15 protein-coding genes are annotated in these 14,140 nt (G+C 60.3%); 4 read left to right on the top strand and 11 right to left on the bottom strand.

Annotated features, from left to right (window positions below; genetic code table 11):
* Complete coding sequence (locus MPAL_RS10755; protein WP_012618769.1) at window positions 1-180, bottom strand: ribbon-helix-helix domain-containing protein; 180 nt, start codon at window positions 178-180, stop codon at window positions 1-3.
* Window positions 181-528: 348 nt separating this feature from the next.
* On the opposite strand from MPAL_RS10755, the gene MPAL_RS10750 reads away from it, so the two are divergent.
* From MPAL_RS10750 to MPAL_RS10740, 3 genes are read left to right on the top strand one after another with little or no spacing between them, the layout of a single operon-like run.
* On the top strand, window positions 529-1,533 hold the full coding sequence (locus MPAL_RS10750; protein ID WP_048145992.1) for a pyridoxal phosphate-dependent aminotransferase: 1,005 nt from the start codon (window positions 529-531) through the stop codon (window positions 1,531-1,533).
* Window positions 1,521-2,150, top strand: a complete 630-nt coding sequence (locus tag MPAL_RS10745) for an NTP transferase domain-containing protein (RefSeq protein ID WP_012618767.1) — start codon at window positions 1,521-1,523, stop codon at window positions 2,148-2,150. The genes MPAL_RS10750 and MPAL_RS10745 overlap by 13 nt, the downstream gene beginning before the upstream one ends.
* Before the next feature lie 44 nt (window positions 2,151-2,194).
* Window positions 2,195-3,469, top strand: a complete 1,275-nt coding sequence (locus tag MPAL_RS10740) for an ornithine cyclodeaminase (protein ID WP_048145342.1) — start codon at window positions 2,195-2,197, stop codon at window positions 3,467-3,469.
* A gap of 8 nt (window positions 3,470-3,477) precedes the next feature.
* Here the strand turns inward: MPAL_RS10740 and MPAL_RS10735 are convergent, their stop codons facing one another.
* Window positions 3,478-4,464, bottom strand: coding sequence for an archaeosine biosynthesis radical SAM protein RaSEA (locus MPAL_RS10735; protein WP_012618765.1), 987 nt, complete (start codon window positions 4,462-4,464; stop codon window positions 3,478-3,480).
* A 21-nt stretch (window positions 4,465-4,485) separates the two neighbouring features.
* Here MPAL_RS10735 and MPAL_RS10730 point away from each other — a divergent pair, with 21 nt between their 5' ends.
* On the top strand, window positions 4,486-5,301 hold the full coding sequence (locus MPAL_RS10730; protein WP_012618764.1) for a hypothetical protein: 816 nt from the start codon (window positions 4,486-4,488) through the stop codon (window positions 5,299-5,301).
* Window positions 5,302-5,337: 36 nt separating this feature from the next.
* Here the strand turns inward: MPAL_RS10730 and MPAL_RS10725 are convergent, their stop codons facing one another.
* From MPAL_RS10725 to MPAL_RS10685, 9 genes are read right to left on the bottom strand one after another with little or no spacing between them, the layout of a single operon-like run.
* Window positions 5,338-6,303: an isocitrate/isopropylmalate dehydrogenase family protein gene (locus tag MPAL_RS10725; protein WP_012618763.1), complete on the bottom strand. Its 966-nt coding sequence runs from the start codon at window positions 6,301-6,303 to the stop codon at window positions 5,338-5,340.
* A complete protein-coding gene (locus MPAL_RS10720) occupies window positions 6,300-7,103 on the bottom strand; it encodes a DUF7714 family protein (protein ID WP_012618762.1) in 804 nt (267 codons plus the stop codon). Before MPAL_RS10720 ends, MPAL_RS10725 begins: the two co-directional genes overlap by 4 nt.
* Window positions 7,100-7,570, bottom strand: a complete 471-nt coding sequence (locus tag MPAL_RS10715) for a LeuD/DmdB family oxidoreductase small subunit (protein WP_012618761.1) — start codon at window positions 7,568-7,570, stop codon at window positions 7,100-7,102. The genes MPAL_RS10720 and MPAL_RS10715 overlap by 4 nt, the downstream gene beginning before the upstream one ends.
* The gene (locus MPAL_RS10710; protein WP_012618760.1) at window positions 7,570-8,790 is read right to left on the bottom strand and encodes an aconitase/3-isopropylmalate dehydratase large subunit family protein; all 1,221 of its coding nucleotides are present in this window, start codon (window positions 8,788-8,790) and stop codon (window positions 7,570-7,572) included. Before MPAL_RS10710 ends, MPAL_RS10715 begins: the two co-directional genes overlap by 1 nt.
* On the bottom strand, window positions 8,790-9,923 hold the full coding sequence (locus MPAL_RS10705) for a homocitrate synthase family protein (RefSeq protein ID WP_012618759.1): 1,134 nt from the start codon (window positions 9,921-9,923) through the stop codon (window positions 8,790-8,792). The genes MPAL_RS10710 and MPAL_RS10705 overlap by 1 nt, the downstream gene beginning before the upstream one ends.
* Entirely contained in the window at window positions 9,898-11,067 is a 1,170-nt protein-coding gene (locus tag MPAL_RS10700; protein ID WP_012618758.1) for a thiamine pyrophosphate-dependent enzyme, read from the bottom strand. Before MPAL_RS10700 ends, MPAL_RS10705 begins: the two co-directional genes overlap by 26 nt.
* Entirely contained in the window at window positions 11,064-12,035 is a 972-nt protein-coding gene (locus MPAL_RS10695) for a radical SAM protein (RefSeq protein ID WP_012618757.1), read from the bottom strand. The genes MPAL_RS10700 and MPAL_RS10695 overlap by 4 nt, the downstream gene beginning before the upstream one ends.
* Complete coding sequence (mmp11, locus tag MPAL_RS10690; RefSeq protein ID WP_012618756.1) at window positions 12,017-12,910, bottom strand: methanogenesis marker protein 11; 894 nt, start codon at window positions 12,908-12,910, stop codon at window positions 12,017-12,019. The genes MPAL_RS10695 and mmp11 overlap by 19 nt, the downstream gene beginning before the upstream one ends.
* Window positions 12,894-13,850: a hypothetical protein gene (locus MPAL_RS10685; RefSeq protein ID WP_012618755.1), complete on the bottom strand. Its 957-nt coding sequence runs from the start codon at window positions 13,848-13,850 to the stop codon at window positions 12,894-12,896. Before MPAL_RS10685 ends, mmp11 begins: the two co-directional genes overlap by 17 nt.
* Window positions 13,851-14,140: the final 290 nt, after the last annotated feature.

The following is a 14,140-nucleotide window of genomic DNA, read 5'->3' as shown; positions in this document are numbered from 1 at the left end:
TTACACCTTGAATGAAACTTGGTCTTTATCCCGAAGGACCCGGTTACCCCGCCGCTCAATCAGAACCCGGACTGCATCGCGCACTGCTTCCGAGGTGGTGGGGAACTCCCCGGCCTCCACCATCTGCTCGAGCATCTCCACCTGCTGCTGGGGCAACCTGATCGTGATCCGTTTCATCATCAGTATCACATGAGTCTGACTCTTAGCAGACAATTGTCTGCTAATTGTCAGACGCTTGGAGTCCTAGTGTCTGACAGTCAGGTGATTCATAATTACACCCGGTCTTATATATGGCTTTTCTTTTCAATTTTAATGAAAATGTCAAAACTATCGAATATTCTGGTTTCAAACCGTTGAAATGGGTATTTTTGTACAGATCTATGCCCGCAATTCTGGGATGCACGCATGGAGGTGGACCTGATCAGCGATGAGCACACCCTCGCGGGTCCCTGGGAACTGCGCGGCATCAATAGGTAATGTTGAATGCCGGTTCTGCATATCTATCAAGGAGATAATGGCAGGGTGGAGATGAAACTGGGGAAGAGAAGGCAGTACCGGCGAGCAGTCCATGGGGGTGTGCTTCCCGATCAGTCCCTTCCGGGAGAGACGATCATCGACTTCAGCGCAAGTATAAATCCGTTTCCCCCGGAGGTGGCCTGGGATCCAGCATCGGTTCCTGTTCACCGGTATCCTGATAACCGGTACTCCGCCCTTAAGGCGGTGATTGCAGAGACCTTCCACCGGGACCCGGCAGAGGTGACCGTCGGAAACGGCTCTGCCGAACTGATGCGGGTCTTCTGTCAGGTGGCACTCAGTCCGGGGGATTGCGTCAGGATCGACCGGTCCACGTTCGAAGAGTATGCGGTCTCTGCCGAAATCGCCGGCGCCATCGTCGACGAACACGCCAAAAACCCTGTCGTTCGGTTCCTCTGCAACCCGAACAACCCGACCGGGATGCTGGCCCCAAAGAGTACGATGCTCGATCATCTCGATCACTGCAGCAGTGCGGGGGCGACGCTCTTCCTCGATGAGGCCTTCATCGATCTGGCGGCTCCGGACCAGAGCCTCGTCGATCAGCAGAGCCCCGATCTCTTTCTGCTCCGATCCCTGACCAAGGCCTTCTCGGTGCCAGGACTCCGGTTTGGGTACGGATTTGGGGACCCCGAACTGATCGAAGCGATGGAGGCCGTCCGCCCACCCTGGTCGATCAATGCCTATGCAGAGCAGTTCGCCATCGCTGCGTTCGGATCCTATGACCTCCTGGCGGTGTCACGGAAGGCGATCGCGCGGGAACGGGAGTTCCTCTGTTCCGGTTTGGATGATCTCGGGATCGCTTATTGCCCTTCATCGGTCAACTACCTGCTGCTCGACCCTGGGGTACCGGCACCCGGACTGACCCGGTCCCTGCTTGCCCATGGCATCCTGGTGCGCGACTGCACCTCATTTCATCTGCCTGATTCGGTTCGGATCGCCGTCCTCACCCGGGATGAGAACATACGGCTCCTCGCAGCGCTGAACGCATGCTTGGTCTGATTCTGGCCGGCGGGTCCGGGACCCGTCTTGGCCTCGGAGAGAAACCTCTGGTCAGGGTTCGCGACCAGCCGATGCTCTGGTATGTGGTCCAGGCCTTTCTTGAAGCCGGTGAGGAGGTGTTCGTCGTCACAACTCGGAAGACCCCGTATACGGCCAACTGGTGCCGGGCGCAGGGGATCGAGACTGTTCTGACTGGGGGGTCAGGGTACATCGCCGACATCGCTGAGGCCGCCGGTGCTCTCGACCTGGATACTCCGTTCTTCACCTGTGGGGCAGATCTCCCATGCCTGACCGGGACGGTGATCCGATCGGTGGCCTCGGCGCATCAGCAGTCGGGCCTGCCTGCCTGCTCCACCTGGGTGCCGGTATCGCTCAGGGGGGCCAGGGGCTATTCGGTCCACTCCTCGATGCTGATCGATCAGACCCCGGTCACCCCGGCGGGGTTGAACATCCTGGACGGGTCGATGATGGATCAGGAACAGGAGGAACTGCAGTTGATCTGTACTGATCCCGCCCTGGTCTGCAATGTCAACACACGGGGCGACCTGCTCCTGGCCGAGCAGGACTGCAGATCCCGGCCGCCGTCATCACCCCCGGGTAAGTCTGCCCGCAGATGACGGCTGGAGAACCAATATTAAGCAGCGTCGCCGACATTGTCTCCATGCAGGCATCGCGGGAGATTGAGCTTGAAGGTCATATCATTGACTCAGGCATCATGACACTTGTCTTCGACAGGATCATGGATATGGGGGGAAACTTTGAGATTCTCACCTTTGACGTCGGCAAGAAGAAGACCGATCCCAGTTATGCCAGGCTTCGTGTGGTGGCCAGCGATCCAAACCAGCTGGCAGTGATCCTGAGCGACCTGCACCGATACGGTGCGCGCCAGCTGGAGGTCGATGATGTCCACCTGGTCCCAGCCGAGGCTGACCGGGTGGTGCCGAAGGGGTTCTACTCGACGACCAACTACCCGACTTCGGTCAAGTACCGGGACCAGTGGCTGCAGGTGGTGGACAACGAGATGGACTGTCTGATCGTGGTCGACCCGGCTCTGATGGCAGCCCTCTGCACCCCGCTCTCCAAACTGAAGAAGGGCGATCTCGTGGTGATGGGAGAGCAGGGCGTTCGGATCATCCCGCCAGAGCGCCCCCGTGAACAGAGCACATTCGAGTTCATGAACGGGACTGTATCCCCTGAAAGGCCCAGCGAGACGCTGATTCGGAACATCGCCGCAGAGATTAGGGAACTGAAGGCGAAGGGTGGGAAGATTGCGCTGGTCGGAGGGCCGGCGATCGTCCACACCGGTGGCGACCTCGCCCTCGCCCGCCTGGTGCGGGAGGGGTTCATCGATGTGATCTTTGCCGGTAATGCCCTGGCCACCCATGATATCGAGTACAACCTGTACGGCACCTCGCTCGGGATGGACCTCTCCACCGGCAAACCGGTGGTCGGCGGTCACAAGCATCACCTCTATGCGATCAGCGAGGTGATGCGCGCCGGCTCCATTCGTGCTGCGGTCGAGCAGGGGGTGATCACGGGGGGGGTGATGTACGAGTGTATCTCCAACGATATCCCGTTCGTGCTCGCCGGCTCGATCCGGGACGATGGGCCGCTCCCGGATGTGATCACCGATTCGATGAAGGCGCAGGATGCCATACGTGAACATCTCCGGGGTTGCGGGATGGTGCTGATGGTCGCGACACTCCTCCATTCGATCGCCGTCGGCAACTGCCTCGGCTCCTCAGTGAAGACGATCTGCGTGGACATCAACCCCTCCTCGGTCACCAAACTGATGGACCGCGGCACGATGCAGGCGATTGGGATCGTCAGCGATGCCGGCACCTTCCTGCCCCTCCTCGCAGAACAGTTGATCCCGGACTTCCGCACCCGGGTCATCAAACCCGATACGAAATCGCCGATTCAGACGGTCGAATAAAAAAGTGTTCACCGGGTGAGCGGCATACAGTGCGACTGCTCATGCGAGCAGACGAACTCCCACTCTTCTTTACATGCACAGTCCGTAGCAGCGGCTGCCCGGATCAATTCCCGATCCCCGGTCAGGGCGTACTCATTGATCGCGGTGATGATATCATGGTCACAGGCTCCGCAGTTATGCGGCCCCCTGCTCCTGCCACCCCCGACCGGGTCGCAGAGCACATCCCGATCGACGGCGTTGAGCACCTTCAGCACCGACCAGAGGTAGGGCGGGCGGTAGGCCCCCTGCTTCCAGTACTGCTCCACCTCGGTCCTGCTCTGAACGGTGCAGGGGTTCATCGAGATCAGGTCTGCATAGGGGGAGACCTCCTCGATCGATCGAACCATATCATCGATCGCCTCCTGTTCGGTCAGGAACAGCGGCTTCATCAGCAGGTATGCCTTGATTCCTGCCCCGGCCTTTCGTGCGGTCTCTGAAGCTTCCCTGAATCGGGCGAAGGTCGACCCCTTGTTGATCGACTTGTCAGAGATCTGGTCGCTGGTCGTCTCAAGTCCGATCGCGATGTAGAGCGGAATCGTGTAGGTGCCGTCATCGATCGCGGCAACAAAACGGCTGATCCGATCCCCGTCGACGTATTCGGCCCTGGTCTCTGCGACAACCACCTTCCCTCGAAAGGTGGCCGCCACTTCATCCACCATCGCCGGCGGAACCTCATCCGGATCGAAGAAACTTCCTGAGGTGAAGATCTTCACCATCTGGTAGGTCTCCAGCGGGTGGTGTGCCAGCACCCAGTTCACCTGGTCACGGACCAGTGCAGCGAGGGATTCCGGGGTCCCGTCCCCAAACCGTTCATGCCGGTACGAGCACATCCTGCACTTGTTCCAACTGCATCCCCCTGTCTTGAAGATGATGGTGAGGCTGTCGAGGATCTCCGGGCCGAGCCGGTCCTTTCCTCTCCAGCAGGCGAGAGGTTTTTCATCTGATTTAGATATCATTAACACCTATGAATTGATCCTATGATGATGAAAAAGATCCCTCTGGTGATCCTGTTCTCTCTGCTTCTGATCGGGACCGCCTCAGCATACCTGGTCAATGTGGATGCACCGTCCACGCTGACCAAGGGCGATGTTCTGACCGCCAACGCGACCAGTAACTTCCCGGCCGGAATAAGGCTCGATGTTGCCCTCTTCTCTCCTTACTCAGGCAACCAGTACCAGAAGAACACCGTGATCGTCCAGCAGAACGGACAGTTCAACACCACCTTCCAGACCACCGATCTCCTGACTGGGAACTACAAGGTCGAGGTGCTTGAGAATACCGACTATCCGATCGGTTCCAGCGCTGTGGTCAGGAAGATTGTCACCATCGTCGATCGTTCAGGTGAAGCCACCGTGACCGCACCGCTCTCGCAGGCTTTCAACGGTAGCCTGATCGTCTCCGGAACGGCGAAGAATCTGAAGACAGCCTCCATCATCGTCACCGTGACCAGCCAGGGCAGCACCATCTACGGGCCGCAATATATCCTGACCGATGAGAAGGGCGGCTTCCAGACGCTGGTTCCGATCCCGGCCGCAGGCGCCTACACCCTGGTCCTCGCCGACAACGCAGGTACGATCTCCCAGACTGCGATCACTGCAACCAATGGAACAACACCGGTACAGACCACTGTTTCGGTGAATGGGACTGCCAGCAGCGCTGTCACCACCGTGACATCCGCGGTTAATAATTCGTCCACCGTTGCGGCCACCATCCCGGCGACCACTCAGAAATCTCCGCTTCCCTGGGCGCTCGCCCTCCTTGGGGTCGGGCTGCTGGCGCTACGCAGACATTAATCAACGAACTGATCATCACTTTTTTTCAAAAAAGGATCAGGGAGATTGTAGCGCACGACAGATCGCCCGGGTGACGGTCCTGGTATCTGCACTTCCCCCAATATCAGGGGTTTTGATGCCGGCCAGCATCACCGCCTGAATCGCAGCCTCGATCAGATCGGCCTGCTCCGGGTAACCGAGATGATTCAGCATCATCGCCCCGCTCTCTATCGCAGCGATCGGGTTCGCTCTGCCGGTGCCGGCGATATCCGGTGCGCTCCCATGAACCGGTTCGAAGAGGGCGTGCCGGTCCCCGAGATTTGCACTCGGAAGCATCCCGAGCCCGCCGGCCAGGTACCCGGTCACATCGCTGAGGATGTCCCCGAAGAGGTTGGTGGTGACGATCACATCGTAGGCCTCGGGATGGAGGAGGACGTCGAGACAGAGCGCATCGATCAACCTGGTCGTGTGCGGGATCTGGTACTCATCAGCCACAGCCGTGCAGAGAGAGAGGAAGAGCTGGTCCGACCTGAGCACATTGGCCTTATGGCCGATCGTCAGGTGCCCGTTTCGTTCCCTGGCCAGGGTGGCTGCACGGGCCGCGATCCTGCGTGTCCCCTTCTTTGAGACGACCCTGACCGAGCAGGCCCGGTCCTCCTCCTCCCATTCGATCCCAGAGTAGAGCCCCTCGGTGTTCTCGCGGACCGTCACCAGGTCGACCCCCGGAGCCCTGACCGGTCGGATGTTGGCGTACAGGTCGAGCGCCTTTCTGATCTGCAGGATCACGCTCGGATACTCCCCTCCCGGCGGCGTGGTGATCGCGCCGAAGAGGACGGCGTCGACCTCCTTCATCACGGCGAGGTCACTGGAGGTCAGGGATGAGCCGGTCCTCTGCCACCGGGCATATCCGACCTCGACCGGCACCCACTCCCAGTCCGGATTGATCGTGGAGAGGACGGTGACGGCGGCCGGGACCACCTCCCTGCCGATCCCATCCCCTTCAACGACGGCGATGGTGGTCATTCGCGATCCCTCCACTCCTTCACGAGTGCCTGGATTGAGTATGCAATATCTGCTGGGGACGCTCCCCAGTGGACCACCGCTCCAAACCGCCCGTGATGGATGGCGATTCCTGTCCGTTCGATCCGGCAGCATCTGGCGATAAAGGGCTCTTCACTGACCTGGTCCACCGGGCAGGTGTTCAACTGAGTCATCTCCTGATCGCAGCATTCATGATAGAGTGCAGCCCCGGTTATGCACCCGGCGACCTTCTCGCCACCCTCCATCCTGTCGGCGTCGAGGGTTCGATGAAAACCAGCGGCTCTGCAGGGAAAGACGTCGGCATCCCAGGTGCTGATGTCTTCGATGTGGTGGACGAACCGGACCGATAGATCCCCGAAGAGGCCGCAAGCTTCGAGTTCTATGATACAGGCGCTGAGGCTCGGGCGGGGGGGGATGATATCATAGACGTGGATGGTGAGGAGTTCGTCCGGGTCGGGGTCGAGGACGAAGGTCAGGTGTTCGTCGAGGCCGGTGAAGACGGTGCACCGGTATCCGCCCTCCGCGGCCAGCCTGACCAGCAGGGCATGGTCATGGATCTGTACCTTCTCCGGGTAACAGTAGACCTGTTCTGACGGCACGACCAGCTCCTCGCTCTGGATAGATCGCATCAGTCCGGTCCCCTTTGGGTCCGGCACCACCTTCACCAGGTCATAGCCGGGGGGGTTGCTGGCCACCCTGAGCAGGTACTGGCTCAGAAAGTAGACCTTATCCCCGCAGGGTCTGGTCGAGGCGACCCCAACCCCTTTGCAGTGAATGATCATCGCCGTTCCTTCCAGAAGGCGACCAGCCCGCCGGCATCGAGGATCGCCTGCATGTGGGAGGAGAGGGGGGTGACGCTGATCGTTCGTTCTCCTACGGTGACGACCCCCTCAGCGAGGTCGAAGGTGACCGTCTCTCCGTCGACGCACCTGAGGTCTGCTTCGATCAGGGGCAGGCCGATGTTGATGGCGTTCCGGAAGAAGATCCTGGCGAAGGAGGGTGCGACGATGCCAACGACCCCGGCCATTTTCAGGGCCACCGGGGCCTGCTCCCGTGACGACCCGCACCCGAAGTTCTCTCCGGCGACGATCACAGCCCCTTTCAACCGGCCGGCCATGGCCGGGTCCAGGTCCTCGAAGGTGTGGGCGGCCCAGATCGATCGTTCGGTGGTCCGGAGGTATCGGCCGGCGATGATCAGGTCGGTATCGATGTCGCGTCCGACGCAGACCGCCGGGCCTTCACCCTTCATCAGATCCCCTCCGGACTGGTGATCTCGCCGGTGAGGGCACTCGCCGCAGCTGTGCTGACCGAGGAGAGGTAGATCGATCCCCCGACCCCCATCCGGTTGAGGAAGTTCCTGTTGGCCGTTGAGAGGCAGACCTCCCCTTCTCCGATCACCCCCAGATGAGCCCCGAGGCAGGGGCCGCATCCTGGCGGACCGACCATGCAGCCGGCACCGATCAGGTCTGCGAGCACGCCGGTGGAGGCAGCCTCGATGAGCACCTTCTGCGAGGCCGGGACGATCACCGTCCGGACGACGACCTTCTTCCCCTTCACGATCGCAGCGAACCTGGCCAGATCGGGGTACCGACCGTTGGTACAGGTGCCGAGGAAGACCTGATCCAGATGGAGCCCGGCGACGTCGGCGACCGGTCGGACTGTGTCGACCCGGTGGGGGACGGCGACCAGCGGCTCGATATCAGCGAGATCGATCGCCAGGGTCTCCAGGTATTTTCCCTCCTCAGGGACCTGGGTGATCGCATCATCGACATCTTTTCCAGATGCCGCCAGGTATCGCCTGGTCTCCTGGTCCGCGTAGAAGAGGCCGGCCTTGGCACCGGTCTCGACGGCGAGGTTGGCCATCGTCAGCCTTCCATCCATCGGGATCGTGGCCGCCCCCTCCCCGGTGAACTCCAGGGCTTTGTAGGTGGCCCCGCCCATCCCGAGGAGCGAGACGTATCGGAGGGCCAGGTCTTTGGGCTCGGCAGCGCCAGTCAGCCTCCCCTGAAGGTCGACCCTGATCGTCTCGGGAACCTTCAGCCAGATGCACCCCGATGCCCAGATTGCAGCCATGTCGGTCGCCCCGACACCTGTGGCAAAGGCGCCGAACGCCCCGAGCGTGCAGGTGTGCGAGTCGGCCCCGATCACCACGTTTCCAGGGATGATCCCTCCTTCGGCGAGCACCTGGTGGCAGATCCCTTCCCCGCAGTCGGAGAAGCGGATACCGGCACCCTTTGAGAACGCCCGGAGTTTCTGCTGGAGGGTGGCGGTGGTGCTGTTGTTGGCAGGGACGATGTGGTCGAAGAGGATCTGTAACCGCTCGGGATGGGCTGGTATGCCACCCCCCATCTCCTCCCAGGCCTGAAGGGTCAGGACTCCGGTCCCGTCATGGGCATACGCGGTATCGATCTTTCGGTCCAGGTAGGTGCCGGCCGCTCCGCCCAGAATCCGTTCAGCGAGCGTCGACATCAGCCCCTCCCTTCCTCAACCAGATGAATCAGTTCCTTCAGCACCGTGGGGGTGATACTGCACTTATGTTCGCTCCGCTCCTTGATCAGGGTCAGCATCCGTGCGATCTGCGGATCGGTCAGCGGGTGACCGAGGGAGGCCGTGATGTATCGGAGTGCTTTGGTGCCTGAATGTTTGCCGAGGATGAACTGCCGCTCCCGGCCGACCAGGGCCGGAGGCAGATACTCATAGGTTGCAGGGTCCTCGAGCATCGCGGCGATATGGATCCCGCTCTCATGGGAGAAGACCAGGTCCCCGACCACGGGTTTGTTTCTTGGGACTGGCAGCCCGGAGGAGGTCGAGACCTGTGCCGAGAGTTCGCCCAGGTGCGAGAGGTCGTACCGGACGACTCCCCCTTTCAGGTTGAGTAGCACCAGCACCTCCTCGAGGGAGGCATTGCCGGCCCGCTCCCCAATCCCATTGACGGTGGTGTGAAGTTGGAATGCTCCCGCAGCGGCGGCCGTGATCGTGTTGGCCGTCGCACACCCCATGTCGTTATGGCAGTGGGCGCAGAGCGGGACACTGACGGTGCTGCAGAGGTCGCTCATCACGGCGTACATCTCAAGCGGAGTCAGGCAACCGACGGTGTCGGCGAACGAGACGAGGTCCGCGCCATGATCTCCCCCTGCCCGGTACACCTCCTTCAAGAACGCCGGGTCTGTCCGTGAAGCGTCCTCTGCTGCGAATCGGACCGCCAGACCGTGGTCGCGGGCCAGGTCGATCATATCGAGGGCCCCGGCCAACACTACCTCACGCGGTTTTTTGTACTTATGTTTTATGTGCAGGTCGGAGGTTGCGATGAAGAGGGAGACCATGTCCACCTCAGCGGCGGCTGCGGCCTCGACATCCTCCGGTCGGGCACGGGCCAGGCAACAGATCCGGGCATCCAGGTCCATCCTGCTGATAGCGGTCACGCACCGCTTCTCCTCTGGAGAGACGGTGGGGAACCCTGCCTCAATCACGTCGACTCCGACCTGATCGAGCATCCCGGCGATCTTCATCTTCTCATCACAGGTGAATGATATCCCGGGGGTCTGTTCGCCATCCCGCAGGGTTACATCACAGATCTCAACATTCCATCGTTCTGGAAACATAGGTCTCTCCAATTATACAAGCCCCCTGCACCACCAGGGTACATGGGCGTCTGGTCTCTGCAAGGGCATCTTCGAGCCCGGTCTGGTCGTCGGCTGAGATGATGATCGGATCTGCCCACGTAATATACTTCAGCAGGTCCGGGATCTGCTGTCGGCCGGTCATCCCCATGCACCGATTCTGGAGCACGATACAGAGGAGGGGTGACCGCTTCTCATAGGCCTCGATAAGGGCGTTGATCCCGCTGTGGAAGAGTGCATAGTCGCCGGTCAGGGCCACCCCGGTGCTCGTCGAGGCGACGGCGATCGAGGAGCCAAGACCGTACGAACCCCATCCGAGGGAGTATGGGGGGTTCTGGGCCAGGAGTGCACATCCGGTGTCACAGATCACCTGCCGATCCCCGGCAAGGAGCATTGAGAAGAGCAGGTGAAACGGGCAGTCGCTGCAGAAGGTTGTGGAGGAGCCCCGCTTCTGCTGGGTCTCTACCGCCCTCTCCGGTAGCATCGGTGCTGTCGGGAGGGCTGCGTCGGTGAAGGTTCCTGCCGTTCTGCACCGGTCGGCCCAGGCCACTATCTGGGGGTGCTGTTCAGCCGCCCTCACCATCCGGCCAAAATAGGTCCGGTCTGTGGGTGCCAGACTCCCGGTCTCCTGCCCCCGGCAAACCGTTCCAGTCGATGCCTCGCCGGCAAGTTGATCCGGCGTGACCCTGACCAGCACTATTCTAGAAAAAGATGCAGATGCTCTGAACGCCGCTTCGATCCCTTCGCTGACAGCCTTCATATCGAGGGTGATCACCGGGACGCCGGCCAGGTCACGATAGTGGCGGGAGTCCTGTCCGTTTTGTGACTGGACTGCAGTCGGGTCGTCGCCGACGATCACCACAACACCGGCCTTAAGCCCCTGGGTGGTGGCCTCGATCAGTGGATCGGCGCAGGCGTTCAGCCCGATATGTTTGAGGATCATGCAGGCCCGCCTGGAGGAGAGCGAGTCTCCGAGCGCCTTCTCGAGGCCGACCTTCTCATTGATCACCAGTTCAGCCCTGGCAAGGCGGGCCAGGTCAGTGATTGGGTACCCTGGTACCGCATAGCATCGATCTGCCGCCACTCTGATTGCTTCGGCCAGTACTTCGGTACCGGTGCCGATCATAGATCCCTCCTGGGTGCCAGGTCGCAGCCCGTGCAGGCGGTGCACATCGTCAGCGCCTGGTCTGGGTCCAGGTGTTCACGTTCGAGGGCAAGGGTATGGTAGTTTGCCAGTCTGAGCAACCGCTCGGGTGAGGGCCGCCCTTCTTCGGTGAGGCCGGCGACTGGATTCAGTGGGCGAAGGCACGGAACCACACCGGCTCTGGTCAACTCGTCGATACAGGTATAGATCTCCTCGTCGCTCTCCCCGAGCCCGACGATCAGGTTGGAGAAGACATGTCCCCTGCCAAATAGAGGAACCGAGTCGGTCAGTGCCTTTTTAATTGCACTCCGTTCAAGCCCGGGGCAGTTCTCTGAGAAGAGTTCGTCGGTAGCGGTTTCGATGTTGAACTTCACTTCTGCGATCCCGAGGGCGTGCAGCCGGCCGGGAGTTCTCTCGGTCGGGTAGATCGAGACGCCTATCGGAAGGTTGAACCGCTGAAGTTGGGGGAGGATTGCTGTACAGATGTAATCCTCCTCCTCTTCGCAGGTGGAGAGAACTCCGCTGGTGATCGAGATCGCATCGATTCGGTCAGCGACCACTTCGATCATCGCGACCACCTCGCCAGCGGTCTTTCGTCTCCCCTTGAGGGAGGGTACCGGACAGTACCTGCACTGAAAACTGCAGGAACCGGTCACGGTGATGTAAGCCTGTCTGGGGCAGTGGAGTCCGATCTCCTCGATCCTGCCTGTGATAATCTCATCTCCCCTATGGAGGCGTGCCTCGCCATTCCCCTGGTGAATGAGGGTGATCGTGCTCTTCTGGTTCAGACCGAGCCTGACCCGGTGGGTTCCGTCTGAGAAGAAGACTGAACCGCTTCCTCCTGCGCCCGGGCCGGCTGCCGATGAGGAGGTGAACCGGTCGATTGGCTCACCTTCCACCCTGACACCTCCGGCCGTGAGGAGTTCTGCCTTCAGCCGTGTCCATTCCATAGTTCGAGCGCCTCCTCATATCTCGTTGAGAATGGGATCGCCGCCACCGCACCGATCGCCCCCCGTCCGTTCAGGACGATCTTCAACCGTTCATCCTTGATCTGTTGCAGATCGTCCCAACTGACCTGGCCGCGTTTCACCTGTTCACCAAACGGCCTGAGTGGGGCGGGATCGAATCCGGTGAAGACGGCCATCCCGGTCTCGTCGGAGAGAGTGTACTCTTCGACCAGTGCTTTGAACCGGCTGGTCAGCCCTGCAGGGTCGGTGGTCGCGAACTCACAGACCAGCCCGACGCAGTTCTTGGTCCGGAACGGGACCGGAAAGAGCTGGACGATCGTATGGGAGAGGTATATGGACTCTCTGTCTTCGACCTCCTTTGCGATGTTATGGGCGAGGGTCCAGGTGGCCCCGGCCTCAGGGGTATCGGTGTCATCGACACCGATCAGTACCCGCTGTCGGGCCGGCACCCAGATCGTCGCACTCGCGACCTTTCCTCCGCCGGCCGGGTCGCTCCTGCTCCTGATCACGCCTGCTGCGTTCGATCGTGCACAGGCCGCGCCGACACCGCCACCACCCATGCCGATATAGGTGATCCCGACCTCCTCGCCGGCGACCGCGACCTCTGAGATCCCTGCCGGGAACCGCGATCCCACCAGGTCGAGCGTGACCTTTCCCTCTTTGAGGAGGTATCGCATCGTGGACCCGACGACCCTGGTCGAGGTGACGAGCGGGCTCTGGGTATAATGGTGGCCACACCACATTGCCCCACCGATGCAGTCGAAGAACTCGATCAATTCGACCTGATTGGTGGTCGGATCGGTGACCGCCGCGATCTTCGCGTAGGTCGTCGTGTACGGGTCAGAGATGTTCGCCATAGAGCCCTGCCGCCTCCACGCCTTTGTTTGCCCAGAGAACTGCGCCGAGGGCCCCGATGCGTCCCTTTGTTGGGGCGGGTATGAGGAATCGGATCCCACATACCTCTGCCCCGGCTGTCGCCTGATCGACCGTCAGGATCTCGGTCTTCACGCGGGCTGCAAGATCGTCATGATCAGGCAAAATTATGCCTGAGTAGCAGGCGATCCCAGCCTCATCACTGTGCGTGTGGGCCAGCACATACTCCCTGACAAACTCGAGGAGGGCCTCTACCTTCCCGGGGAGGACCGCAAAGTTCAGGGCGGAACCGACGCAGTTGGTGGTCTTGTTCGGGACGTCCGGGTTCAACTGAATCAGCCGCATGTTCAGGAATTCGACCCCTGGGATGGAACAGGCCTCGGCACACTGAAGGGCCATCACCCAGGTGGCACCTTCAGTTTTAGTGTCGGTGTCGTCGATCCCGATTGTGATCTTCTCGTACCGGGGGGAGACGATCCGGACATGGTTGATCCGGGCCCCGCCGACATGGAGGTCCTCCTCTTCCGGGTATTCCGCTCGAATCACGCCCGGGGCCTGGGGGAGGCAGGCAGCGATCCCGACGCCGGCGCCGGCGATCCCTCGCCAGATCGTGACGACCTCATTATCGTTCACTTCCACACCCTCCAGGGCCTGCCCGCCGATGGCGTCTCCAGCAGAACCGAAGTTCACTGGATAGATGCCTATCCTGGCATGGATTGTCATCGCCGCTCCTTCGACGGCACAGGTGATGACGGCACCCCCGGCTCTGGATCTGTTCATCGCATCCCACTCGATGGTACCTCTGGACCGACACTGCTCCAAGATCTCAGCCATGCCGGCCAGTTCGTCGACCATCACAAGGAACTTCTTTGAGAAGAGCGGTCCAAAACGCTCTCTCACCTGTTCTGGTGTATAGGTTATCATATTTATCGCCGAAATTTTCGTTAACAGAACTATCTTCTAAAAAATATAAAGATGTCCCTCATATCGTCGGTTTTTTCCCGTCAATCTGGTCCTTTCATCTCCTCAGATTCCTCTATATATTATTGTCCAGACTGTCGTCTATCTCTCATTCTTATCTCGGGGCGCATACCTGGATGGTTCGGGTCATCTTGATGTGTGGGTAACTACAGGAGAGAAATAATCCAAAATCTGTTCTTTAATCGAGTATTAATGGAATTTATGGCGAGTTTTCTGTAATAAAAAAATTTATT

The sequence above is a fragment of the Methanosphaerula palustris E1-9c genome, from assembly GCF_000021965.1.
In the GTDB taxonomy this organism is placed as follows: Archaea; Halobacteriota; Methanomicrobia; order Methanomicrobiales; family Methanospirillaceae; genus Methanosphaerula; species Methanosphaerula palustris.
The sequence above is the reverse complement of the archived record's forward strand: the minus strand, read 5'-3'. Positions and strand labels throughout refer to the sequence as shown.

What these genes read in the sequence shown, in the direction of transcription:
- MPAL_RS10755 (WP_012618769.1), bottom strand. Translation starts at nt 180, where the DNA reads ATGATGAAACGGATCACGATCAGGTTGCCCCAGCAGCAGGTGGAGATG.
- MPAL_RS10750 (WP_048145992.1), top strand. Translation starts at nt 529, where the DNA reads ATGAAACTGGGGAAGAGAAGGCAGTACCGGCGAGCAGTCCATGGGGGT.
- MPAL_RS10745 (WP_012618767.1), top strand. Translation starts at nt 1,521, where the DNA reads ATGCTTGGTCTGATTCTGGCCGGCGGGTCCGGGACCCGTCTTGGCCTC.
- MPAL_RS10740 (WP_048145342.1), top strand. Translation starts at nt 2,195, where the DNA reads ATGCAGGCATCGCGGGAGATTGAGCTTGAAGGTCATATCATTGACTCA.
- MPAL_RS10735 (WP_012618765.1), bottom strand. Translation starts at nt 4,464, where the DNA reads ATGATATCTAAATCAGATGAAAAACCTCTCGCCTGCTGGAGAGGAAAG.
- MPAL_RS10730 (WP_012618764.1), top strand. Translation starts at nt 4,486, where the DNA reads ATGATGATGAAAAAGATCCCTCTGGTGATCCTGTTCTCTCTGCTTCTG.
- MPAL_RS10725 (WP_012618763.1), bottom strand. Translation starts at nt 6,303, where the DNA reads ATGACCACCATCGCCGTCGTTGAAGGGGATGGGATCGGCAGGGAGGTG.
- MPAL_RS10720 (WP_012618762.1), bottom strand. Translation starts at nt 7,103, where the DNA reads ATGATCATTCACTGCAAAGGGGTTGGGGTCGCCTCGACCAGACCCTGC.
- MPAL_RS10715 (WP_012618761.1), bottom strand. Translation starts at nt 7,570, where the DNA reads ATGAAGGGTGAAGGCCCGGCGGTCTGCGTCGGACGCGACATCGATACC.
- MPAL_RS10710 (WP_012618760.1), bottom strand. Translation starts at nt 8,790, where the DNA reads ATGTCGACGCTCGCTGAACGGATTCTGGGCGGAGCGGCCGGCACCTAC.
- MPAL_RS10705 (WP_012618759.1), bottom strand. Translation starts at nt 9,923, where the DNA reads ATGTTTCCAGAACGATGGAATGTTGAGATCTGTGATGTAACCCTGCGG.
- MPAL_RS10700 (WP_012618758.1), bottom strand. Translation starts at nt 11,067, where the DNA reads ATGATCGGCACCGGTACCGAAGTACTGGCCGAAGCAATCAGAGTGGCG.
- MPAL_RS10695 (WP_012618757.1), bottom strand. Translation starts at nt 12,035, where the DNA reads ATGGAATGGACACGGCTGAAGGCAGAACTCCTCACGGCCGGAGGTGTC.
- mmp11 (WP_012618756.1), bottom strand. Translation starts at nt 12,910, where the DNA reads ATGGCGAACATCTCTGACCCGTACACGACGACCTACGCGAAGATCGCG.
- MPAL_RS10685 (WP_012618755.1), bottom strand. Translation starts at nt 13,850, where the DNA reads ATGATAACCTATACACCAGAACAGGTGAGAGAGCGTTTTGGACCGCTC.